Source organism: Cronobacter dublinensis subsp. dublinensis LMG 23823, from assembly GCF_001277235.1.
GTDB classification, from domain to species: Bacteria; Pseudomonadota; Gammaproteobacteria; order Enterobacterales; family Enterobacteriaceae; genus Cronobacter; species Cronobacter dublinensis.
Map to the genome: position 1 here is coordinate 908,541 of NZ_CP012266.1, position 22,389 is coordinate 930,929.

The window sequence follows — 22,389 nt, forward strand, 5'->3', positions numbered from 1 at the left end:
AAAAGTATTTGATGTTGTGTGTAACGTTACTTGTGAGTGACAGCCCGGACGATGCGATCGCCTGAGAATTGAATTAAATACACCAGTACTACCAGTAATACTAATACGGTGTTCATCACGGTTGCGTTATAACCGATGTAACCGTACTGATAACCAATTTGCCCAAGACCGCCTGCGCCGACCGCGCCGCCCATGGCGGAATAGCCCACCAGGGTGATCAGCGTAATAGTAGCGGCGTTAACAAGACCCGGCAGCGCTTCTGGCAGCAGTACCTTACGAACGATTTGCATCGGCGTGGCACCCATGGCGCGCGAGGCTTCGATAAGACCTGACGGGATCTCCAGCAGGGCGTTTTCGACCATACGGGCGATAAACGGCGCGGCGCCGACCGTCAGCGGCACGATAGCGGCCTGCAGGCCAATCGAGGTGCCGACAATGACGCGGGTGAACGGGATCATCCATACCAGTAAGATAATGAAAGGAATGGAGCGGAAGATATTCACCAGCGCGGAGAGGACGCGATAGAGCTTCGCGTTTTCGATAATCTGCCCCGGACGCGTGACATATAAAAGTACGCCGACCGGCAGACCAATGACGAAACCGAAAAAGCCGGAGACAAAGGTCATCGCGAGCGTCTCCCAGACGCCTCGCACCAGTAACCCCATCATTGCTTCAGACATAACCCAGAACCTCTACTTTTACATGATGTTGTTGCAGGTAAGCGATGGCCGCTTGCGTTTCTTCCTGTGTGCCGTGCATTTCCGTCAGCATGATGCCGAACTTGACGCCGCCGGCGTAATCCATCTGCGCGCTGATAATATTGTTATTAACGTTATAGCGACGCGCTGTTTCTGAAAGGAGCGGAGCATCGACAGACTGACCGGTGAATTCAAGGCGCAGCAGCGGCACGCGGCCTTCGCTGGACTGCGCGTCAAGACGCTGGGCGTAATCTTCCGGAATATCAAGATGTAGCGTGGACTGAATAAACTGCTGAGCCAGCGGCGTCTTCGGATGGGAAAACACTTCGCTGACGCTGTCCTGCTCAATGAGCTCGCCATTGCTGATAACCGCGACGCAATCGCAGATGCGCTTCACCACGTCCATTTCATGAGTGATGAGCAGAATCGTCAGGCCCAGACGACGGTTAATGTCTTTTAACAGTTCCAGTATGGAGCGGGTGGTGGCGGGGTCGAGCGCGCTGGTGGCTTCATCGCAAAGCAGTACTTTCGGGTTGCTTGCCAGCGCACGGGCGATCGCTACGCGCTGTTTCTGACCGCCGGAGAGGTTTGCCGGATACGCATCCTGCTTTTCACTTAGGCCAACTAGATCCAACAGCTCGGTGACGCGACGCTTAATTTCGTCGCGCGGCGTGTTGTCGAGCTCCAGCGGGAGCGCGATGTTGCCAAAAACAGTGCGCGAAGCCAGCAGATTAAAATGCTGGAAAATCATGCCAATCTGGCGACGGGCTTTGGTGAGCTCAGATTCGGAAAGGGCGGTCAGTTCCTGGCCGCCGACCAGCACGCTGCCCTCGGTCGGGCGTTCAAGCAGATTGACGCAGCGAATAAGCGTGCTTTTACCGGCGCCGGAGGCGCCAATCACGCCATAAATCTGCCCGGCCGGGACATGCAGGCTGACATTATTCAGTGCCTGGATGGTGCGATTTCCCTGCTGGAATACTTTGGTGATATTGGACAGTTTGATCATCTGGTTATTTATTATCTTATAGGAGTTAGCCGTGGCATTTTGTTCTGCCTGATACGGGTGGTGTCCGTAAACAGGATGGATGTTAAGGCATCCAGACGTCTAAATCAATCTGACGGCTGCAATGAGCGCTTTCTCCGTCCAGGAATCATGCGATACTAGGCGGCATTATTTAAGGCAGGAGTTTTTCAGGTGGCTAAATCTGTACCGGCAATTTTTCTCGACCGTGACGGCACGATTAATATCGATCACGGTTATGTGCACGAAATCGATCGGTTTGAATTCATTGATGGCGTTATCGAGGCGATGCGTGAGCTTAAAGCAATGGGCTTTGCGCTGGTGCTGGTGACGAATCAGTCTGGCATCGCGCGCGGGAAATTCACGGAAGCGCAGTTCGAACAGCTGACGGAGTGGATGGACTGGTCGCTGGCCGACCGCGGTGTCGATCTCGACGGTATCTATTATTGCCCGCATCACCCGGAAGGTGCGGTGGAAGAGTTCCGCCAGAACTGCGATTGCCGCAAGCCGCAGCCAGGCATGCTGATCTCCGCCCGCGATTTTCTGCACATTGATATGGCTGCTTCTTATATGGTGGGCGATAAATTAGAAGATATGCAGGCGGCAGCAGCGGCAGGCGTCGGGACAAAAGTTCTGGTGCGCACCGGCAAACCTGTGACGCCTGAGGCAGAAGCGGCAGCGGATTGGGTGTTAAATAGTCTGTCTGCACTGCCGGATGCCATCAAAAAGCGCTAAAAACGAGCGTAATGTTGAAAAGGTGAGCGGTTGTGATTTTTTTTAAGTTTTCCGCTTGCCATTACGACGTGGCTCCCTATAATGCGCCTCCATCGACACGGCGCTGATGAGAAACATCACACAGCGACGGTAAGTCGGAAAGAGAAAAACCCTGAAATTAAGGGTTGACTCTGAAAGAGGAAAGCGTAATATACGCCACCTCGCGACAGCAGGCTGAAAGCCGCGTCGCACCGCTCTTTAACAATTTATCAGACAATCTGTGTGGGCACTCGGGGCACTGATATCTTAACGTCTTCGGACGATAAATGATTATCAAGTCTCAAGTGAACAACAGTTAATTCATTACGAACTAACAGTTTAATTCTTTGAGCATCAAACTTTAATTGAAGAGTTTGATCATGGCTCAGATTGAACGCTGGCGGCAGGCCTAACACATGCAAGTCGGGCGGTAACAGGAATCAGCTTGCTGATTTGCTGACGAGCGGCGGACGGGTGAGTAATGTCTGGGAAACTGCCTGATGGAGGGGGATAACTACTGGAAACGGTAGCTAATACCGCATAACGTCTTCGGACCAAAGTGGGGGACCTTCGGGCCTCATGCCATCAGATGTGCCCAGATGGGATTAGCTAGTAGGTGGGGTAAAGGCTCACCTAGGCGACGATCCCTAGCTGGTCTGAGAGGATGACCAGCCACACTGGAACTGAGACACGGTCCAGACTCCTACGGGAGGCAGCAGTGGGGAATATTGCACAATGGGCGCAAGCCTGATGCAGCCATGCCGCGTGTATGAAGAAGGCCTTCGGGTTGTAAAGTACTTTCAGCGAGGAGGAAGGTGTTGTGGTTAATAACCACAGCAATTGACGTTACTCGCAGAAGAAGCACCGGCTAACTCCGTGCCAGCAGCCGCGGTAATACGGAGGGTGCAAGCGTTAATCGGAATTACTGGGCGTAAAGCGCACGCAGGCGGTTTGTTAAGTCAGATGTGAAATCCCCGGGCTCAACCTGGGAACTGCATTTGAAACTGGCAAGCTTGAGTCTCGTAGAGGGGGGTAGAATTCCAGGTGTAGCGGTGAAATGCGTAGAGATCTGGAGGAATACCGGTGGCGAAGGCGGCCCCCTGGACGAAGACTGACGCTCAGGTGCGAAAGCGTGGGGAGCAAACAGGATTAGATACCCTGGTAGTCCACGCCGTAAACGATGTCGACTTGGAGGTTGTGCCCTTGAGGCGTGGCTTCCGGAGCTAACGCGTTAAGTCGACCGCCTGGGGAGTACGGCCGCAAGGTTAAAACTCAAATGAATTGACGGGGGCCCGCACAAGCGGTGGAGCATGTGGTTTAATTCGATGCAACGCGAAGAACCTTACCTGGTCTTGACATCCAGAGAATCCTGCAGAGATGCGGGAGTGCCTTCGGGAACTCTGAGACAGGTGCTGCATGGCTGTCGTCAGCTCGTGTTGTGAAATGTTGGGTTAAGTCCCGCAACGAGCGCAACCCTTATCCTTTGTTGCCAGCACGTAATGGTGGGAACTCAAAGGAGACTGCCGGTGATAAACCGGAGGAAGGTGGGGATGACGTCAAGTCATCATGGCCCTTACGACCAGGGCTACACACGTGCTACAATGGCGCATACAAAGAGAAGCGACCTCGCGAGAGCAAGCGGACCTCATAAAGTGCGTCGTAGTCCGGATTGGAGTCTGCAACTCGACTCCATGAAGTCGGAATCGCTAGTAATCGTGGATCAGAATGCCACGGTGAATACGTTCCCGGGCCTTGTACACACCGCCCGTCACACCATGGGAGTGGGTTGCAAAAGAAGTAGGTAGCTTAACCTTCGGGAGGGCGCTTACCACTTTGTGATTCATGACTGGGGTGAAGTCGTAACAAGGTAACCGTAGGGGAACCTGCGGTTGGATCACCTCCTTACCTGCAAGATACAACCTCGTAGTGCTCACACAGATTGTCTGATAGAAAAGTAACGAGCAAGGCGCCACGCGTAGGGGGTGCGGTGACAAATAACATTGTCGCTCGATTTTCTCAAGAAAATCTCACCTTTACGTGAAATTAGCGAATCGGCGATTCGCAATGCAAATTTCACGTCCCCTTCGTCTAGCGGTTAGGACTCCGCCCTTTCACGGCGGCAACAGGGGTTCGAATCCCCTAGGGGACGCCACTTGCTGGGTGTGGGTGAAAGACACAACCAACCGATATCTCAAAACTGACTGTTAAGTCACGTTTGAGGTATTTGCTCTTTAACAATCCGGAACAAGCTGAAAATTGAAACAGACACGCTGCTGCATTCTTCCGTAAATAAGGAATGCGCGGTGTGTCAGAGTCTCTCAAACTCGCAGCACGAAGACTTCTTCGGGTTGTGAGGTTAAGCGAACAAGCGTACACGGTGGATGCCCTGGCAGTCAGAGGCGATGAAGGACGTGCTAATCTGCGAAAAGCGCCGGTAAGGTGATATGAACCGTTATAGCCGGCGATGTCCGAATGGGGAAACCCAGTGTGATTCGTCACACTATCTCAGCATGAATACATAGTGCTGTGAGGCGAACCGGGGGAACTGAAACATCTAAGTACCCCGAGGAAAAGAAATCAACCGAGATTCCCCCAGTAGCGGCGAGCGAACGGGGAACAGCCCAGAGCCTGAATCAGCTTGTGTGTCAGTGGAACGGTCTGGAAAGGCCGGCGATACAGGGTGACAGCCCCGTACACGAAGGCACACAGGCTGTGAGCTCGATGAGTAGGGCGGGACACGTGATATCCTGTCTGAAGATGGGGGGACCATCCTCCAAGGCTAAATACTCCTGACTGACCGATAGTGAACCAGTACCGTGAGGGAAAGGCGAAAAGAACCCCGGCGAGGGGAGTGAAACAGAACCTGAAACCGTGTACGTACAAGCAGTGGGAGCCTTCGTAAGAGGGTGACTGCGTACCTTTTGTATAATGGGTCAGCGACTTATATTCTGTAGCAAGGTTAACCGTATAGGGGAGCCGAAGGGAAACCGAGTCTTAATTGGGCGTTAAGTTGCAGGGTATAGACCCGAAACCCGGTGATCTAGCCATGGGCAGGTTGAAGGTTGGGTAACACTAACTGGAGGACCGAACCGACTAATGTTGAAAAATTAGCGGATGACCTGTGGCTGGGGGTGAAAGGCCAATCAAACCGGGAGATAGCTGGTTCTCCCCGAAAGCTATTTAGGTAGCGCCTCGTGAACTCATCTTCGGGGGTAGAGCACTGTTTCGGCTAGGGGGCCATCCCGGCTTACCAACCCGATGCAAACTACGAATACCGAAGAATGTTATCACGGGAGACACACGGCGGGTGCTAACGTCCGTCGTGAAGAGGGAAACAACCCAGACCGCCAGCTAAGGTCCCAAAGTCATGGTTAAGTGGGAAACGATGTGGGAAGGCACAGACAGCCAGGATGTTGGCTTAGAAGCAGCCATCATTTAAAGAAAGCGTAATAGCTCACTGGTCGAGTCGGCCTGCGCGGAAGATGTAACGGGGCTAAACCATGCACCGAAGCTGCGGCAGCGACACTATGTGTTGTTGGGTAGGGGAGCGTTCTGTAAGCCTGTGAAGGTGTGCTGTGAGGCATGCTGGAGGTATCAGAAGTGCGAATGCTGACATAAGTAACGATAAAGCGGGTGAAAAGCCCGCTCGCCGGAAGACCAAGGGTTCCTGTCCAACGTTAATCGGGGCAGGGTGAGTCGACCCCTAAGGCGAGGCCGAAAGGCGTAGTCGATGGGAAACAGGTTAATATTCCTGTACTTGGTGTTACTGCGAAGGGGGGACGGAGAAGGCTATGTTGGCCGGGCGACGGTTGTCCCGGTTTAAGCGTGTAGGTGTGTGTTCCAGGTAAATCCGGTTCACTTTAACACTGAGGCGTGATGACGAGGCACTACGGTGCTGAAGTAACAAATGCCCTGCTTCCAGGAAAAGCCTCTAAGCATCAGGTAACACGAAATCGTACCCCAAACCGACACAGGTGGTCAGGTAGAGAATACCAAGGCGCTTGAGAGAACTCGGGTGAAGGAACTAGGCAAAATGGTGCCGTAACTTCGGGAGAAGGCACGCTGACATGTAGGTGAAGCCCCTGCGGGTGGAGCTGAAGTCAGTCGAAGATACCAGCTGGCTGCAACTGTTTATTAAAAACACAGCACTGTGCAAACACGAAAGTGGACGTATACGGTGTGACGCCTGCCCGGTGCCGGAAGGTTAATTGATGGGGTTATCGCAAGAGAAGCTCCTGATCGAAGCCCCGGTAAACGGCGGCCGTAACTATAACGGTCCTAAGGTAGCGAAATTCCTTGTCGGGTAAGTTCCGACCTGCACGAATGGCGTAATGATGGCCAGGCTGTCTCCACCCGAGACTCAGTGAAATTGAACTCGCTGTGAAGATGCAGTGTACCCGCGGCAAGACGGAAAGACCCCGTGAACCTTTACTACAGCTTGACACTGAACATTGAGCCTTGATGTGTAGGATAGGTGGGAGGCTTTGAAGCGTGGACGCCAGTCTGCGTGGAGCCAACCTTGAAATACCACCCTTTAATGTTTGATGTTCTAACCTGGCGCCATAATCTGGCGTGGGGACAGTGTCTGGTGGGTAGTTTGACTGGGGCGGTCTCCTCCCAAAGTGTAACGGAGGAGCACGAAGGTCAGCTAATCCTGGTCGGACATCAGGAGGTTAGTGCAATGGCATAAGCTGGCTTGACTGCGAGAGTGACGGCTCGAGCAGGTGCGAAAGCAGGTCATAGTGATCCGGTGGTTCTGTATGGAAGGGCCATCGCTCAACGGATAAAAGGTACTCCGGGGATAACAGGCTGATACCGCCCAAGAGTTCATATCGACGGCGGTGTTTGGCACCTCGATGTCGGCTCATCACATCCTGGGGCTGAAGTAGGTCCCAAGGGTATGGCTGTTCGCCATTTAAAGTGGTACGCGAGCTGGGTTTAGAACGTCGTGAGACAGTTCGGTCCCTATCTGCCGTGGGCGCTGGAGAATTGAGGGGGGCTGCTCCCAGTACGAGAGGACCGGAGTGGACGCATCACTGGTGTTCGGGTTGTCATGCCAATGGCACTGCCCGGTAGCTAAATGCGGAAGAGATAAGTGCTGAAAGCATCTAAGCACGAAACTTGCCCCGAGATGAGTTCTCCCTGAGACTATAAGTCTCCTGAAGGAACGTTGAAGACGACGACGTTGATAGGCCGGGTGTGTAAGCGCAGCGATGCGTTGAGCTAACCGGTACTAATGAACCGTGAGGCTTAACCTTACAACGCCAAAGAAGTCTGGCGTGTTGAGAGACAATTCAGCTTGTGACGGATAAACGTTCATGGCGTAAGCGGTGGACGGACAGAATTTGCCTGGCGGCTGTAGCGCGGTGGTCCCACCTGACCCCATGCCGAACTCAGAAGTGAAACGCCGTAGCGCCGATGGTAGTGTGGGGCCTCCCCATGCGAGAGTAGGGAACTGCCAGGCATCAAATTAAGCAGTAAGCCGGAACAATAATCCGGTGGTGTGAAGAAATTCGGTGGAGCGGTAGTTCAGTCGGTTAGAATACCTGCCTGTCACGCAGGGGGTCGCGGGTTCGAGTCCCGTCCGTTCCGCCACTTATTATGAAGCCCTGAACAAATGCTCAGGGTTTTTTTTCGTCTCAACTTTCTTAATTGCGAATTTCGCAAAAAACTCCTGCTGTTATTGTTCTTTTTCAAGCGTTTCATTCCTTTCATACTTCTCTCCTGCTTTTAAAAGAGAGGTAAGACATGACAGTTCCTGCATTTGGTTTAGGCACGTTTCGGCTGAAAGATGATGTGGTTATCGCATCGGTAAAAGATGCGCTGACTTTAGGCTACCGCGCAATTGATACCGCGCAGATTTATGGCAATGAAGCTGCAATCGGCCAGGCCATTGACGAGAGCGGGGTTACGCGCGAAGCGCTATATATCACCACTAAAATCTGGACAGAAAATCTTAGCAAGGATCGCCTGATCCCAAGCCTGCAGGAAAGCCTGAAAAAGCTGCGGACCGATTATGTCGATCTGACACTGATCCACTGGCCTTCACCGGGTAATGCCGTGAGCGTAGCGGAGTCGCTGCACGCGCTGCTTGACGCCAAAGCGCAGGGGCTGACGCGTGAAATCGGCATATCTAACTTCACGGTAGCGCTGATGCAGGAAGCCATTGATGCCATTGGTGCCGATCAGATTGCCACCAACCAGATTGAGCTGTCTCCTTATCTGCAAAACCGAAAGGTTACCGAATGGGCGCAAAAGCACGGTATTCATATTACGTCTTATATGACGCTAGCCTATGGCAACGCGCTGAAGGATGAGGTTATTGGCCAGATTGCGCAGAAACATCAGGCTACCCCCGCACAGGTCATTCTCAGCTGGGCGATGGCGCAAGGATACGCGGTGATCCCGTCATCAACGAAGCGCGAAAACCTGCAAAGTAATCTCGGCGCATTAGCGTTGAAGCTCGACAATGACGATATGGCGGCGATCGCCGCGCTCGATCGTCACGATCGTCTGGTCAGCCCTGATGGACTGGCTCCGGCATGGGATTGACACTATAGCCCCTTCGGGGGCTATTTTTTTATCTGCTCGCTCAGGAAGTCGATGAAGCTCCTGATGCGTGTACTGACCGCGCGATCGCTGTAATACACCGCGCTAAAAGGCATCTCTACCGGCAGGCGGTACTCCGCCAGTAATTCGACCAGTTCTCCACGTTCAATCTCTTTATCAATCATGTAATCCGACAGGCAGGCAATGCCGTTACCGGTCAGGCATAGCTGCTTGAGCGTCTCGCCGCTGTTCGATGTCATCCCCGGCGCAATGTCCAGCAACTGCCCGTCTTCACAGGCGACCGGCCAGGTATTAAGCGTAACCGGCTCTGTAAAGCCCAGACAAACATGCGTTTTGAGATCGCAGATAGTGGTGGGCATGCCGTGGTGCTCAAGGTAATCGGGCGCCGCAACAATTTTGCGATAGCTGGTAAAGAGCGGCCTTGCCCGCAGGCTGGAATCGGTCAGCGTTCCCGCCCGAATAGCCACATCCACTTTACGCTCGATGAGATTAATAAACGTCTCAGAGGAAACGAGTGAGAGTGTGACCTCCGGGTAGCGCTCGCGAAAAGGCTTAATCATCGGCATCAGCAAATGCAGGATAACCGGCGTGGCGGCATCGATTCGCAGCAGCCCGCGTGGCGTTTGTCGGCTTTCCATCAGTTCGGTTTCGGCTGCTCCCATTTCCTGTAACACCAGTTGGACGCGGCGGAAATAACGTTCACCTTCTTCCGTCAGGCTCAACTGGCGCGTTGTACGGTTAAGCAAACTGACGCCGAGCTTCATCTCAAGTTTTTTTACGGCCCGGCTGACGGCTGAATTCGCGAGATTTAGCTGCTCCGCCGCCCGGCTAAAGCTTCCGCTTTCCACCACCGCAACGAAGATAATCAGTTCATCAGAAGAGGCTTTCATTGTTGCTCCAAAGGCAAAATTGTATCCAGACTTTGCTTATTTTTGTTATTTAACCACAGCGCTACGCTGTACGTCATTAATAACGCCGCAGGAAGTGAAACCTGTCGCACGCATGGCTTTGCCTTCGGCGCTCTTACGACAGACACGGCTGCGCATATGTCTTAAGCCCGCTCGATTTTCGGGAGTGCTTTACGCAGTCACGCCTTCGGCTTTCCCACGGCCATTGCATCTGTGAGCTAAAATCCCTATAACGGGTAAAGGTCGCTTATCTTGCGAACACATCTACAGGGGTTAGCAGCGAAACGTGCGAAAAAATACTTATGCCATGCGCTATGTCGCCGGTCAGCCAGCAGAACGCATTCTGGCGCCAGGATCGTTTGCGAGTATAGGGAAGGCATTGCCCGCCGGAGCCCCCTTGCCTGGAGACGGCTCGCTCAGAGTGCTGGTCTGGAATATCTTCAAACAGCAACGCGCTGAATGGCTGTCTGTCCTGCAAAATTTCGGTAAGGAAGCGCACCTGGTGCTCTTACAGGAGGCGCAGACGACGCCTGAGCTGGTGAGATTCGCCACGACCAACTATCTGGCGGCCGATCAGGTGCCCGCCTTTGTGCTGCCGCAACACCCGTCAGGCGTGATGACGCTCTCTGCCGCCCATCCGGTGTATTGCTGCCCGCTGCGCGAGCGTGAGCCTATCCTGCGTCTGTCTAAATCCGCGCTGGTGACGGTCTATCCGCTGCCGGACGGTCGTTTGCTGATGGTGGTAAACATTCATGCGGTTAATTTCAGTCTCGGGGTCGATGTCTACAGTAAACAGCTGGGGCCCATCGGCGATCAGATTGGCCACCATAGCGGTCCGGTGATCATGGCGGGTGATTTCAACGCCTGGAGCCGCCCGAGAATGAACGCGCTTTACCGCTTCGCGCGTGAAATGTCGCTGCGTGAAGTGCGCTTTACCGATGACCAGCGCCGCCGCGCGTTCGGTCGCCCGCTCGATTTCGTGTTTTATCGCGGTCTGGCCGTCCAGGAAGCTTCCGTGCTGGTGACCCGCGCCTCCGATCACAACCCGCTACTCGTCGAATTCAGTCCCGGCAAACCTGAGCAGAAGTAAGGGGTGTCAGGTCTGCCGTTGGGCAGACCCTGTGCCTGCCCTTTCTTTTACTCAACGCAAGGACATAACAATGGCAACACACTCTCATCACGACAACGTAGAAAAACAGTTTGGCTCCCAGGCGAAAGCCTATTTAACCAGCCAGGTACATGCGACGGGACGGGATCTTCTGCACCTGCGCGAGCGTCTGTCGGCGTTCCCGCAGGCGCGGGTGCTCGATCTCGGTTGCGGGGCAGGGCACGCCAGCTTTGCCGCCGCAGAGCAGGTGCGAGAAGTTGTCGCGTATGACTTATCCTCCTCCATGCTGGCAGTGGTGGCGGAGGCGGCGCGCGAGCGTGGTTTCAGTCATCTTTCGACATGTCAGGGATATGCGGAGTCATTGCCGTTTGACGCAGAGAGCTTTGATATCGTGATAAGCCGCTATTCGGCGCACCACTGGCATGACGTGGGCCTCGCGCTGCGCGAGATCAAGCGTGTGCTGAAGCCGGGTGGCACGGTCATCATGATGGATATTCTGTCGCCCGGTCATCCGGTACTGGATATCTGGCTGCAGACCGTCGAAGCGCTGCGCGATACCTCGCACGTTCGTAACTACGCCAGCGGTGAGTGGTTGCAGATGTTTAACCAGGCGGGGCTTATTACGCGCGATGTCGGCACCGACCGGCTGGAGCTTGAGTTCAGCAGCTGGATTGCGCGCATGCGCACGCCCGACGTACTGGCGCAGGCGATCCGTGCTTATCAGCACAGCGCGTCAGCCGAGGTACGGCGCTATTTTACGCTGCAGGACGACGGTTCGTTCACCAGCGATACGATAATGATTGAAGCAGGGAAAGCCGCTTAACGCGGAAAAAGAAAAAGGCACCGGGGGAATCGGTGCCTTTTCATAAGACTGCGGCTGTCTGTCAGGAATCGGGCGTCGAACTGTTCTTCACAAACAGGGTGATTTGATCGCCCGGTTGCAGATTGTCCGTATCGCTATTCCAGCGCAACACATCCTTGATGTTAACGCCGTGACGCTTAGCTATGCTTGAGAGCGAATCGCCCTTGCGCACTTTATAGGTGATGCTGTCGCTGTTGCTCGCCAGCTCGCCTGAGCTGCTGACGGTGCCAACGGACAACGTCTGGCCTGGTTTCAGCTTCGCGCCGCGCAGATTATTCCAGCGCTGCAAATCTTTGGTGCTGACGTTCATTCGTGCGGCGATCGCCGAAAGCGTATCGCCGGAACGCACTTTATAGGTCCGCGCAGACAGTGAGTTATCTGCGACCAGCGTCGGCTGAACCGCAGCAATTTCACCGGCTGCCAGAGACGTGCGCAACTGCTGCGCATGCTTCTGCGGAACCATCACGTACTGCGGCCCGCTGTCGCCAAGGGTTGAACCCTTAACGCCTGCGTTGAAGGTTTTCAGCTTATTCACTGAAATCCCGGCCATTTCCGCCAGCTGTTCCATTTCCACCGGATTATTCACTTTCACGCGAGCCAGCGCGCGGCTTTCATCCGTTGTCGGTAAACGCACCCCATACCTTTTGCTGTTTTTGAGTATGTCACTCAGCGCCAGCATTTTCGGCACGTAAATTTTGGTTTCCTGTGGCAGTGAGAGCGACCAAAAATCCGTGGGCATGCCACGTGCTTTATTCGCTTTCATTGCCTTCAATACACGACCTTCGCCGCTGTTATAGGCTGCGACAGTCAGTAACCAGTCGCCGTCAAACATACGGTTCAGACGTTGCATCATGTTCAGTGCGGCAGTTGTTGACGCCACCACATCACGACGCGCGTCGTAATTCCGGGTCTGTTTTAAACCATAATTCCGCCCCGTGCTCGGAACAATCTGCCAGATGCCTGCGGCATTCGCGCCAGATGTCGCGTGGGGGTTAAAAGCGCTCTCCACTATGGGTAGTAGTACCAGTTCCATTGGCATATTACGTTTCTTAATCTGCCCGGCTATCCAGTACATATACGGCTCTGCCCGTAAAGTTACATCGTGGAGATAGCTCTTATTACTCAAATACTTCTGTTTTTGTTCGCGGATCCGGTCATTTTCCGGAATCCCCATCTTTAGCTCGTCGCCAATGAAAGTCCACAGGTCCTGATCTTGCGCGAGGAACGTTCCATCATCCATCCACCGCGCAGAAGCCGCTCGACCAGCGAACTTTCCTGCTTCCCCTTGACCAGCCGCAGAAAGGCTCTGTGCATGCTGTTGGACGCTGCCGTCGTGTTGCGACGCCTGGCACCCCACAAGCAGGACAGAGGCGAGTAAGATCGCTTTTGCCTTCATGTGTGTGTCAATAGTTGCTTAAAAGACGAGCAATAATAACGGCGAAGCTTCCCGAATACAAGCAAGAATTTTTAGAAGTTATCTTTCTTTGACCTTAACCATGCAAATCTCTCTTCAGGAGGAGACAACCGCAGGTCTGGATTAATTTTATTAATTAAATCATCATCTTCCATACGAAGGTAAAGATTTATTTGGCGCTCATTTTTAAGAATTGAGGGGAGTGTTTTTTGATTTTTTGCACGTAACTCATTAACTTCTCGATAATATTGGGTTAAAACCGGATCGTCAGGCAAAATAGCCACTAAAAACTTAAGATTGCTTAATGTGTACTCGTGAGCGCAGCAAATAAGGGTTTCATCGGGCAGGGCATTTATTTTCTGGAAGGATTGATACATCTGCTTCGGCGTACCTTCAAACAGACGTCCACAGCCAGCGGAAAACATCGTGTCACCACAGAACAGATAAGGGAAACTGAAATATGAGAAATGTCCTAAAGTGTGACCTGGCGTCGCCAATGCGAGGAATTCACAGCCCAGAATGTTGAACTTCTCGCCCTCGTTGACTATAACTTGCGCGCCTTTGCTGCGGGTTTCTTCAGGCCCGTAAACGACGATATCAGGAAAACGCGTCACTAAGGCTTTCACCCCGCCGGTATGATCGTGATGATGATGCGTCAGTAAAATCGCCACCGGCTGCCACTGGTTTTCTTCTATGGCGTGCAACACCGGTTCCGCCTCGCCAGGGTCGACAATCAGGCACTGGCCGTCTTCATTATTCAACACCCAGATGTAGTTATCCTCTAAAGCAGGAATACTGTTAAGATTCATAAATCACCTCTTATGCGTTACGGAAGGTAGTGATGAAACCGGCAAGGACACCCGCGACATTCAGCGCACCGGCCCACTGGGATGCGTTTGCCTGGGGCGATAATTACCGCGCGACGCTTGAGCGGGAACTCCAGCCCTGGCTTGGGAAAATGTATGGCTTTCATTTGCTTAAGATAGGCAATCTGAGCGCGGAGATAAACACCGGGGCCTGCGCTATTTCCCATCAGGTCAATATTGCGCTGCAAGGCGATGGGCTGCAGGTGCAGGGCGATCCGTTGCATCTGCCGTTTGCCGCGAAATCCGTTGATGCCTGCCTGCTGGCGCATACGCTGCCGTGGTGTACCGATCCGCATCAGATGCTCAACGAAGCAGATCGGGTGCTGATTGACGATGGCTGGCTCATCATGACCAGTTTTAATCCGCTCAGCCTGCTGGGAGCCGCTAAGCTCCTGCCGTTCGTTCGCAAACGCGCGCCGGTGAACAGCCGCATGTTTACCCTGATGCGCCAGATGGACTGGCTGTCGCTGCTTAACTTCGAGCTGCTTTATTATAACCGCTGCCAGGTGCTGCCGTGGTGCCGGCAGGGCGGCAAAATGCTGACGAAACATCTGCCTGCGCTGGGCTGTTTGCAGGTTATGGTGGCGCGTAAGCGCACCATCCCGCTGACTATCAATCCATTAATGAAGCCCCGCGCCCGTACGCAGCTACGCCCGGCGGTCGGCGCCACGCGCCAGTATCGTAAACCTTAACTGGCTGCGGTTTCCGGCTGATAACCGGTGTCTTCAAGCGTGGGCGCCATAGCGGCCGCGCGCGCCAGTTCGTCGCAGCGTTCGTTTTCCGGATGACCGGCGTGGCCTTTGACCCATTCCCATTTAATCTCGTGCTGGCCCAGCGCCGTATCCAGCCGCTGCCATAAATCGACATTTTTAACCGGCTTCTTGTCGGCGGTTTTCCAGCCGCGCTTTTTCCAGTTATGGATCCACTGCGTAATGCCCTGGCGCACATACTGACTGTCGGTGCTGAGCGTCACAATACAGTGCTCGCGCAGCGCCTCCAGCGATACAATCGCCGCCATCAGTTCCATACGGTTATTGGTCGTCAGGCGATAGCCGGCGCTGAAGGTGCGCTCATGCTGTTTGTAACGCAGGATCGCGCCATAACCGCCCGGCCCCGGATTGCCGAGACAAGATCCATCGGTGAAAATTTCTACCTGTTTACGCATCTCTGGTAGACTTCCTGTGAGTAAAAAGCCAAGTCTGACATAAACGAGCGCTATGAGCACAGCTATTACACGACAGATCGTTCTGGATACCGAAACCACCGGTATGAACCAGATAGGCGCCCATTATGAAGGGCACCGCATTATTGAGATCGGTGCGGTCGAAGTGATTAACCGTCGCCTGACCGGCAATAACTTTCACGTCTACCTCAAGCCCGACCGGCTGGTGGACCCGGAAGCCTTTATGGTTCACGGGATCTCCGATGAGTTTTTACTCAATAAACCGGTTTTTGGCGATGTGGTGGACGATTTTCTCGATTACATCCGTGGCGCTGAGCTGGTCATCCATAACGCGTCGTTCGATATCGGCTTTATGGATTACGAATTCGGCATGCTCAATCGCGGCATTCCGAAAACCGAAACATTCTGCAAAATCACCGATAGCCTGGCGATGGCCCGTAAGATGTTCCCGGGCAAGCGCAACAGCCTCGATGCATTATGTTCGCGTTATGAAATAGACAACACCAAGCGTACGCTGCACGGCGCATTGCTCGACTCCCAAATTCTGGCGGAAGTCTATCTGGCGATGACCGGCGGGCAGACGTCCATTGCGTTCGCGATGGAAGGGGATGGGCAGCAACAGCAGGGCGACACCGGCATTCAGCGCGTGGTGCGTCAGGCATCGCGCCTTAAGGTCGTTCGGGCCTGTGATGAAGAGCTGGCGGCGCATGAGTCACGTCTCGATCTGGTGCAGAAAAAGGGCGGCAGCTGCCTCTGGCGCGCGTGAGTACGCTGAAAACGCTGACAAAATCGCCTTGCGGGCGATTTTTAAAGCAAACGATTCGAAATGTGAGAAAAACCGTTGACGGCTCCAGGGGCAGCCCGTAATATTCGCCCCGTTCCCCAGGGAACACAACGCGGAGCGGTAGTTCAGTCGGTTAGAATACCTGCCTGTCACGCAGGGGGTCGCGGGTTCGAGTCCCGTCCGTTCCGCCACTATTCAGAAAGCCCGAATCAGCAATGATTCGGGCTTTCGTCATTTCAGCGCCCATGAAATCAACGGGCCGTCTTTCAGCAGCCCCTGACTGTCACCCGAGCGTAAACGGGTCGGCGTCCTGCCAGGCGGGGAATTTTTCGCGATAGTCGTTCAGCGACTCCAGAGACAGCTCCGCTTCCAGACGAACCGCCTGATGCGCGTCGCTTGCGGCGATAATTTCACCCTGCGGATTAATGATGCGGCTGTCGCCGCGGTAGTGATGGCCGTTGCCGTCGCTCCCCACCCGGTTGCAGCCAGCGACATACGCCTGATTCTCGATAGCGCGCGCCGTCAGCAGCGCCTGCCAGTGCAGGGCGCGCGGGGCAGGCCAGTTCGCTACGTAAAGAGCCAGGTCGTAATCATTACGGTTGCGCGACCAGACCGGGAAGCGCAGGTCGTAACAGACCAGCGGCAGAATGCGCCAGCCGCGCCATTGCACGATAATCCGCGTGTTGCCCGCCACATAATGCTGATGCTCGTCGGCCATGCGGAACAGGTGACGTTTGTCGTAGCGGTGCACCGCGCCATGCGGCTCGATCAGCAGAAAACGGTTCACCGGGCCGCGCTCGGTTTGTAGCGCCGCGCTGCCTGCCACCATCGCGTTCGTCTGACGCGCTTTTTCCTGCATCCAGGCGACGACGGTTTCTTCCGGGAGCGACGCCTGCGCGGCTTCCATCGCGAAGCCGGTAGTAAACATCTCCGGCAGCACAATGAGATCCCGTCCCTGCACCTTTTCCAGCAAGATGTCGAAATGGCGCAGGTTGGCGGGCCCGTCCATCCAGGTCAGCGACTGCTGCAGCAGTGAAATTTTCAAACCAGACACGTTCAGACTCCCCCGTCATTGGCAACTCAGGTCACTTTATCATGCGCGCGACAGGATGCGAGGCAATAAAAAACCCCGCCGGAGCGAGGTTTTTTTACGCAGAATGATCAGGCAGCTTCAACTTTACGCACCGCTTCTGGCAGCTTTACCGGCTGGGTGGCCAGCGCTTCTGGCTCGAAATCGTCCACATTAATGCTGCGCAGACGGCTTTCTTCAGCGCGAATCAGGATTGCCGCTTCGTCATCATTGATGCGGCCTTCTTTCAGTGCGCGTTTCGCCAGCTCATCAAGACGGGTGAACGGCAGGTTTTTGCCCATCTCTTTGCAGATCCGCTGGTGGATAGGGTCGGCGGCCATCACATCTTCAAGCGCCTGCTCCAGCAGCCCCACCGGGTTATGCTCGCTCGGTGTCAGATATTGACCGCGACCGATACGTGAGCGGGTGGCTGACGGCGTTTGCAGGATCTTCGCAAGCTTATGATCAAGGCGATCAGACGGCGCGTCGTAACGACGGCCCGCCGGGAAAATCGCCAGGCTCAGCAGGCCCGCGACCGCGCCGTTCGGGAAGTTACGCAGCAGATCGCTGATTGCCTGCTCGGCCTGATGCAACGCGTCCTGCACGCCCCAGTGCACCAGCGGGAGATCCGCTTCCTGACGGCCTTCGTCGTCATAGCGTTTCAGCACCGCAGACGCCAGGTAGAGCTGGCTCAGCACGTCGCCAAGGCGCGCCGAGATACGCTCGCGACGCTTCAGGCTGCCGCCCAGCACCGCCATTGAGACGTCGGAGAGCAGCGCCAGGCTGGCGCTCAGGCGGTTGATATGCTGATAGTAGCGGCGCGTGGCGTCGCGGGTCGGGCTGCTGCTGGTCAGGCCGTTGGTCAGGCCGAGCCAGAAGCTGCGCACCAGGTTGCTGCCGACATGGCCGATATGGCGGAACAGCAGTTTATCAAACGCGTTAACGTCGTTATTCTGCGCTGCCGCCATCTCTTCCAGCACATACGGATGGCAGCGGATGGCGCCCTGGCCGAAGATCATCATGCTGCGGGTCAGAATGTTGGCGCCTTCTACGGTGATCGCGATAGGCGCGCCCTGGTAAGCACGGGCAAGGAAGTTGCCCTCGCCGAGCATAATGCCTTTACCGCCTGCGATATCCATCGCATCGATAATCGACTGCTGACCACGATGGGTACAGTGATATTTCACAATCGCCGACAGCACCGCCGGTTTTTCACCGAGCATAATACCGTAGGTGATAAGCGACGCCGCCGCATCCATTACATAGGCGTTACCCGCGATGCGCGCCAGCGGCTCTTCGATCCCTTCCATTTTACCGATAGAGATTTTGAACTGACGGCGGATATGGGCATAAGCGCCGGTCGCCAGCGCCACCGATTTCAGGCCGCCGGTTGAGTTAGACGGCAGGGTAATGCCGCGACCCACCGACAGACATTCCACCAGCATACGCCAGCCCTGACCGGCCATTTTCGGGCCGCCGATGATGTAGTCGATCGGCACGAAGATATCTTTGCCGCGCGTCGGGCCGTTCTGGAACGGCACGTTAAGCGGGAAGTGGCGTCGGCCGATTTCCACGCCCGGGGTGTTCGTTGGGATCAGCGCACAGGTAATGCCGAGTTCTTGTTCGCCACCCAGCAGGCGATCGGGGTCAGAGAGTTTAAACGCGAGGCCCAGCACGGTCGCGATTGGCGCGAGCGTAATATAGCGCTTGTTCCAGGTGAGACGCATGCCGAGCACCTGTTCGCCCTGCCATTCACCCATACAGACCACGCCGGTATCCGGGATAGCGCCTGCATCAGAGCCTGCTTCGGGGCTGGTGAGCGCGAAGCAGGGGATTTCCAGCCCACGCGCCAGGCGCGGCAGATAATGGTTCTTCTGCGCTTCGGTGCCGTAGTGTTGCAGCAGTTCGCCAGGGCCGAGCGAGTTCGGCACGCCGACGGTAATCGCGAGAATACCCGAGACGCCGGAGAGTTTTTGCAGCACGCGGGACTGCGCATATGCCGAAAATTCCAGACCGCCGTACTCTTTTTTAATGATCATCGCGAAGAAGCGATGTTCTTTCAGGTACGCCCACAGCTCCGGCGGCAGATCCGCCATTTCATGGGTTATCTGGAAGTCATTGGCCATACGGCATGCTTCTTCCACCGGGCCGTCGAGGAACGCCTGCTCTTCGGCGGTCAGCTTCGGCTGCGGGTAGTTATGCAGCTTTTGCCAGTCCGGGTTGCCGCGAAACAGATCGCCTTCCCACCAGGTGGTACCGGCGTCGATCGCCTCTTTCTCGGTGCGCGACATCGGCGGCATCACCTTACGGAAGCCGCGGAACACCGGTGCCGAGATAAGCGATTTACGCATTGGCGTGACGTTAAAGGGAACCAGAATGATAGCCAGCGGCACCAGCAGCCACAGCGACCAGAGGCCAACGGCGCCCAGGGCTGCGGTCCAGGCCAGCAGGATCAGGCTGCTGAGCGTCAGGCTGACGCGGTGATAAAACAGCGCACCGATAAGTACGAGGGTGGCAACGATACTCAAGATCATCATAAAGAAAAGCTCCCTTGTTTGTAGGAGGTCTGACCACTTGTGATGATATGGTTGTAGAGGATGTTGCTTTTTTTAGCAATGCGTTCACAAAATAATTACAACCTGGCTCACATTGTTGCCGCACGTAAACGCAAAACCTGCACGCAGGCCGCGGCGTAGCACTTCTCGCTCCCGGCGCTATCCGTTACACTGCATACGGTTACTTTTTAATGCTGAAGGATATCCCTCATGTACCAGGATCTGATTCGTAACGAGCTGAACGAAGCTGCCGAAACGCTGGCTAACTTTCTGAAAGATGAAGCCAATATCCACGCTATCCAGCGTGCGGCGGTGTTGCTGGCGGACAGCTTCAAAGCGGGCGGCAAAGTGCTCTCCTGCGGCAACGGCGGTTCGCACTGCGACGCGATGCACTTCGCCGAAGAACTGACCGGACGCTACCGTGAAAACCGTCCGGGCTATCCGGCGATCGCGATTTCCGACGTCAGCCACATCTCCTGCGTCGGCAACGATTTCGGTTACGACCACATCTTCTCCCGCTATGTTGAAGCGGTAGGGCGTGAGGGTGACGTGCTGCTCGGTATCTCTACCTCCGGCAACTCCGGCAACGTGATTAAAGCCATCGAGGCCGCGCGTGAGAAGGGCATGAAAGTCATCACGCTCACCGGCAAAGACGGCGGCAAAATGGCGGGCACCGCCGATGTGGAAATCCGCGTGCCGCATTTCGGCTATGCTGACCGTATCCAGGAAATTCACATCAAAGTGATCCACATCCTGATCCAGCTGATTGAAAAAGAGATGGTTAAAGCCTGATAAGGCTGTTGTGCCGGGACGGGCGCGCGTCGCGCGTCCGGCTGCCCCAGTGACGCCTTCTGTCAGGAAGGCGGCGTGTGACGAGGTGAATCATGTGCGAACTGCTCGGGATGAGCGCCAACGTGCCGACCGATATCTGCTTTAGCTTTACCGGCCTCGTGCAGCGAGGCGGGGGAACCGGGCCGCATAAAGACGGCTGGGGCATCACCTTCTATGAAGGCAAAGGCTGTCGCACGTTTAAAGACCCACAGCCGAGCTACAACTCACCTATCGCAAAGCTGGTGCAGGATTACCCTATTAAATCCTGCTCGGTGGTGGCGCATATTCGTCAGGCGAACCGCGGCGAAGTGGCGCTGGAAAACACCCATCCGTTTACCCGCGAACTCTGGGGCCGCAACTGGACTTACGCTCATAACGGTCAGCTCACCGGTTACCGGTCGCTCGACACCGGCCCGTTTCGCCCGATTGGCGAAACCGACAGCGAAAAAGCCTTTTGCTGGTTGCTGCACAAGCTCACCACGCGCTACCCGCGCACGCCGGGCAATATGACGGCGGTCTTTCGGTATATCGCGCAGCTCGCGGGCGAACTGCGTGAGAAGGGCGTCTTTAATATGCTGCTCTCCGACGGGCGCTACGTGATGGCGTTCTGCTCCACTAATCTTTTCTGGATAACGCGCCGCGCGCCGTTTGGCGTCGCCAAACTGCTCGATCAGGATGTGGAGATTGATTTTCAGGAAGAGACCACACCGAATGATGTGGTCACAGTGATTGCCACGCAGCCGCTGACGGGCAATGAAACCTGGCACAAAATCATGCCAGGCGAGTGGGCGTTATTTTGTCTCGGGGAGCGCGTAGTTTGACGCCAGCTGCGGGTGCACCACGCTGCTGTTGAGCGGTTTGCTCACCACGTAGTTGCCATTCACCACCGAGACCACCGGCGGCTGATGGGTCGTCATAAAGTAGTCATACCCCGGTTTCAGCTGTTTCCAGAACCCGATGAAGTACGAATACTTGTGACGCTCCATGTTGGCGTCGGTCATGCGGAACGGATAAATGCTCACCTGGACGTTCGGCTGACCAAACACCAGCGCGCCGGTGACGAACTGGAAAATCTCATCGATATTTTTATCGGTCATCGCGTAGCAACCCACGGAAACGCAGGCGCCGTGAATCATCAGATATTTCCCTTCATAGCCATTAGCGCGGTCAAAGGCGTTCGGAAAACCGATATTAATCGCTTTATAAAAACGGCTGTCGGGTTTGAGCTGGCCGCGCTGCACGCTATAAAAGCCTTCCGGGCTTTTGAAATCGCCCTGACGGCGTTTCGGCCCAAGACCGCCGGAATAGTTGCAGATGCGGTAGCTATCCAGTAACTGATACTGCTCGCCCATCTTGACGTACAGCTCAAGCGTGCGCTCTTCCTTAAAGATCTGGATATAAACCGGGGAACCCATTAACTGCTGTTTTAATTCTTTTTTTATCGGGGTAACGCTGTCGCTGCTGACTGTACTGGCCCATGAAAAGCACGACACCAGAAGCATTGCGATTAACAATGCGAGTTTACGCATACTGCTTGTTTCCTTGATAAAGCCAAGACCAATGCCGGAACGGCGAAGGGATCCAAAATAAGACTATTCTGGTTCGGGAGCGCTCACATTAGCACCGCTGTTATTTTTCGCAAGCGCTGGCTACTGCGTTTACAATTAAGTTCTGCTTAACTTGCTCGCGCCGCATTGAATTTACTCAATCAGGCGGAAATAAGGAAGGTTGCCGCAGCGTCGCTTTTTTGCCAGACTGTATACACAT

At 54.9% G+C, this 22,389-nt stretch carries 17 protein-coding genes, 3 tRNA genes and 3 rRNA genes; 14 read left to right on the forward strand and 9 right to left on the reverse strand.

Annotation, left to right across the window (positions count from 1 at the left end; all coding sequences use genetic code 11):
* Positions 1-26 precede the first annotated feature (26 nt).
* Together AFK67_RS04155 and metN are read right to left on the reverse strand one after the other, a co-directional pair.
* Positions 27-680: a methionine ABC transporter permease MetI gene (locus AFK67_RS04155; RefSeq protein ID WP_032966926.1), complete on the reverse strand. Its 654-nt coding sequence runs from the start codon at positions 678-680 to the stop codon at positions 27-29.
* On the reverse strand, positions 673-1,704 hold the full coding sequence (gene metN, locus AFK67_RS04160) for a methionine ABC transporter ATP-binding protein MetN (RefSeq protein WP_007718172.1): 1,032 nt from the start codon (positions 1,702-1,704) through the stop codon (positions 673-675). The genes AFK67_RS04155 and metN overlap by 8 nt, the downstream gene beginning before the upstream one ends.
* 189 nt (positions 1,705-1,893) lie before the next feature.
* On the opposite strand from metN, the gene gmhB reads away from it, so the two are divergent.
* The 7 genes from gmhB (at position 1,894) to dkgB (ending at position 9,024) form a co-directional block, all read left to right on the forward strand.
* Entirely contained in the window at positions 1,894-2,454 is a 561-nt protein-coding gene (gene gmhB, locus AFK67_RS04165) for a D-glycero-beta-D-manno-heptose 1,7-bisphosphate 7-phosphatase (RefSeq protein ID WP_007718176.1), read from the forward strand.
* 380 nt (positions 2,455-2,834) lie between these two features.
* Positions 2,835-4,377, forward strand: a 16S ribosomal RNA gene (locus AFK67_RS04170).
* A gap of 172 nt (positions 4,378-4,549) precedes the next feature.
* Positions 4,550-4,624, forward strand: a tRNA-Glu gene (locus tag AFK67_RS04175).
* Positions 4,625-4,826: 202 nt separating this feature from the next.
* A 23S ribosomal RNA gene (locus tag AFK67_RS04180) occupies positions 4,827-7,730 on the forward strand.
* A 90-nt stretch (positions 7,731-7,820) separates the two neighbouring features.
* Positions 7,821-7,936, forward strand: a 5S ribosomal RNA gene (gene rrf / locus AFK67_RS04185).
* Together the 16S, 23S and 5S rRNA genes with 2 tRNA genes alongside form the textbook arrangement of a ribosomal RNA operon.
* Before the next feature lie 54 nt (positions 7,937-7,990).
* A tRNA-Asp gene (locus AFK67_RS04190) sits at positions 7,991-8,067 on the forward strand.
* A 153-nt stretch (positions 8,068-8,220) separates the two neighbouring features.
* Positions 8,221-9,024: a 2,5-didehydrogluconate reductase DkgB gene (dkgB, locus tag AFK67_RS04195; RefSeq protein ID WP_007720134.1), complete on the forward strand. Its 804-nt coding sequence runs from the start codon at positions 8,221-8,223 to the stop codon at positions 9,022-9,024.
* 20 nt (positions 9,025-9,044) lie between these two features.
* Here dkgB and yafC read toward each other — a convergent pair whose 3' ends face one another.
* The gene (gene yafC, locus AFK67_RS04200) at positions 9,045-9,932 is read right to left on the reverse strand and encodes a DNA-binding transcriptional regulator YafC (RefSeq protein WP_007720136.1); all 888 of its coding nucleotides are present in this window, start codon (positions 9,930-9,932) and stop codon (positions 9,045-9,047) included.
* A 304-nt stretch (positions 9,933-10,236) separates the two neighbouring features.
* On the opposite strand from yafC, the gene AFK67_RS04205 reads away from it, so the two are divergent.
* Together AFK67_RS04205 and AFK67_RS04210 are read left to right on the forward strand one after the other, a co-directional pair.
* On the forward strand, positions 10,237-11,040 hold the full coding sequence (locus tag AFK67_RS04205; RefSeq protein WP_004387420.1) for an endonuclease/exonuclease/phosphatase family protein: 804 nt from the start codon (positions 10,237-10,239) through the stop codon (positions 11,038-11,040).
* A 70-nt stretch (positions 11,041-11,110) separates the two neighbouring features.
* Positions 11,111-11,881 carry a class I SAM-dependent methyltransferase gene (locus AFK67_RS04210; protein ID WP_007720138.1) on the forward strand — a complete coding sequence of 257 codons (771 nt, stop codon included), beginning with the start codon at positions 11,111-11,113 and terminating at the stop codon, positions 11,879-11,881.
* 61 nt (positions 11,882-11,942) lie between these two features.
* On the opposite strand, the gene mltD is transcribed toward AFK67_RS04210, so the two are convergent.
* A complete protein-coding gene (gene mltD / locus AFK67_RS04215; protein ID WP_032967074.1) occupies positions 11,943-13,316 on the reverse strand; it encodes a murein transglycosylase D in 1,374 nt (457 codons plus the stop codon).
* 71 nt (positions 13,317-13,387) lie between these two features.
* Positions 13,388-14,143, reverse strand: a complete 756-nt coding sequence (gene gloB / locus AFK67_RS04220) for a hydroxyacylglutathione hydrolase (protein WP_007720144.1) — start codon at positions 14,141-14,143, stop codon at positions 13,388-13,390.
* Positions 14,144-14,175: 32 nt separating this feature from the next.
* Here gloB and AFK67_RS04225 point away from each other — a divergent pair, with 32 nt between their 5' ends.
* Entirely contained in the window at positions 14,176-14,892 is a 717-nt protein-coding gene (locus AFK67_RS04225; RefSeq protein WP_007720147.1) for a class I SAM-dependent methyltransferase, read from the forward strand.
* On the opposite strand, the gene rnhA is transcribed toward AFK67_RS04225, so the two are convergent.
* Positions 14,889-15,464 carry a ribonuclease HI gene (rnhA, locus tag AFK67_RS04230; RefSeq protein ID WP_162140668.1) on the reverse strand — a complete coding sequence of 192 codons (576 nt, stop codon included), beginning with the start codon at positions 15,462-15,464 and terminating at the stop codon, positions 14,889-14,891. The two genes, AFK67_RS04225 and rnhA, sit on opposite strands and share 4 nt — an antisense overlap.
* On the opposite strand from rnhA, the gene dnaQ reads away from it, so the two are divergent.
* Positions 15,418-16,149, forward strand: coding sequence for a DNA polymerase III subunit epsilon (gene dnaQ / locus AFK67_RS04235; RefSeq protein WP_007720151.1), 732 nt, complete (start codon positions 15,418-15,420; stop codon positions 16,147-16,149). The genes rnhA and dnaQ overlap by 47 nt on opposite strands.
* A gap of 132 nt (positions 16,150-16,281) precedes the next feature.
* A tRNA-Asp gene (locus AFK67_RS04240) sits at positions 16,282-16,358 on the forward strand.
* Positions 16,359-16,450: 92 nt separating this feature from the next.
* On the opposite strand, the gene AFK67_RS04245 is transcribed toward AFK67_RS04240, so the two are convergent.
* Entirely contained in the window at positions 16,451-17,221 is a 771-nt protein-coding gene (locus tag AFK67_RS04245; protein ID WP_007720152.1) for an amidohydrolase, read from the reverse strand.
* Between the two features lie 107 nt (positions 17,222-17,328).
* Entirely contained in the window at positions 17,329-19,773 is a 2,445-nt protein-coding gene (gene fadE, locus AFK67_RS04250; protein WP_007720153.1) for an acyl-CoA dehydrogenase FadE, read from the reverse strand.
* A gap of 228 nt (positions 19,774-20,001) precedes the next feature.
* On the opposite strand from fadE, the gene lpcA reads away from it, so the two are divergent.
* Both lpcA and AFK67_RS04260 read left to right on the forward strand, forming a co-directional pair.
* Entirely contained in the window at positions 20,002-20,583 is a 582-nt protein-coding gene (gene lpcA, locus AFK67_RS04255) for a D-sedoheptulose 7-phosphate isomerase (RefSeq protein ID WP_007720156.1), read from the forward strand.
* Positions 20,584-20,675: 92 nt separating this feature from the next.
* The gene (locus AFK67_RS04260) at positions 20,676-21,443 is read left to right on the forward strand and encodes a class II glutamine amidotransferase (RefSeq protein ID WP_007720158.1); all 768 of its coding nucleotides are present in this window, start codon (positions 20,676-20,678) and stop codon (positions 21,441-21,443) included.
* On the opposite strand, the gene dpaA is transcribed toward AFK67_RS04260, so the two are convergent.
* Positions 21,414-22,151 (reverse strand): peptidoglycan meso-diaminopimelic acid protein amidase, encoded by a 738-nt coding sequence (gene dpaA, locus AFK67_RS04265; protein ID WP_007720160.1) that lies wholly within the window; start codon positions 22,149-22,151, stop codon positions 21,414-21,416. The genes AFK67_RS04260 and dpaA overlap by 30 nt on opposite strands.
* Between the last annotated feature and the right edge of the window lie 238 nt (positions 22,152-22,389).

Excerpts from the sequence above, each read along its gene's own strand:
- yafC (WP_007720136.1), bottom strand. The coding sequence starts at position 9,932 with ATGAAAGCCTCTTCTGATGAACTGATTATCTTCGTTGCGGTGGTGGAA.
- fadE (WP_007720153.1), bottom strand. The coding sequence starts at position 19,773 with ATGATGATCTTGAGTATCGTTGCCACCCTCGTACTTATCGGTGCGCTG.
- AFK67_RS04260 (WP_007720158.1), top strand. The coding sequence starts at position 20,676 with ATGTGCGAACTGCTCGGGATGAGCGCCAACGTGCCGACCGATATCTGC.
- gloB (WP_007720144.1), bottom strand. The coding sequence starts at position 14,143 with ATGAATCTTAACAGTATTCCTGCTTTAGAGGATAACTACATCTGGGTG.
- AFK67_RS04225 (WP_007720147.1), top strand. The coding sequence starts at position 14,176 with ATGAAACCGGCAAGGACACCCGCGACATTCAGCGCACCGGCCCACTGG.
- lpcA (WP_007720156.1), top strand. The coding sequence starts at position 20,002 with ATGTACCAGGATCTGATTCGTAACGAGCTGAACGAAGCTGCCGAAACG.
- dkgB (WP_007720134.1), top strand. The coding sequence starts at position 8,221 with ATGACAGTTCCTGCATTTGGTTTAGGCACGTTTCGGCTGAAAGATGAT.
- AFK67_RS04155 (WP_032966926.1), bottom strand. The coding sequence starts at position 680 with ATGTCTGAAGCAATGATGGGGTTACTGGTGCGAGGCGTCTGGGAGACG.
- metN (WP_007718172.1), bottom strand. The coding sequence starts at position 1,704 with ATGATCAAACTGTCCAATATCACCAAAGTATTCCAGCAGGGAAATCGC.
- AFK67_RS04210 (WP_007720138.1), top strand. The coding sequence starts at position 11,111 with ATGGCAACACACTCTCATCACGACAACGTAGAAAAACAGTTTGGCTCC.
- dpaA (WP_007720160.1), bottom strand. The coding sequence starts at position 22,151 with ATGCGTAAACTCGCATTGTTAATCGCAATGCTTCTGGTGTCGTGCTTT.
- mltD (WP_032967074.1), bottom strand. The coding sequence starts at position 13,316 with ATGAAGGCAAAAGCGATCTTACTCGCCTCTGTCCTGCTTGTGGGGTGC.
- dnaQ (WP_007720151.1), top strand. The coding sequence starts at position 15,418 with ATGAGCACAGCTATTACACGACAGATCGTTCTGGATACCGAAACCACC.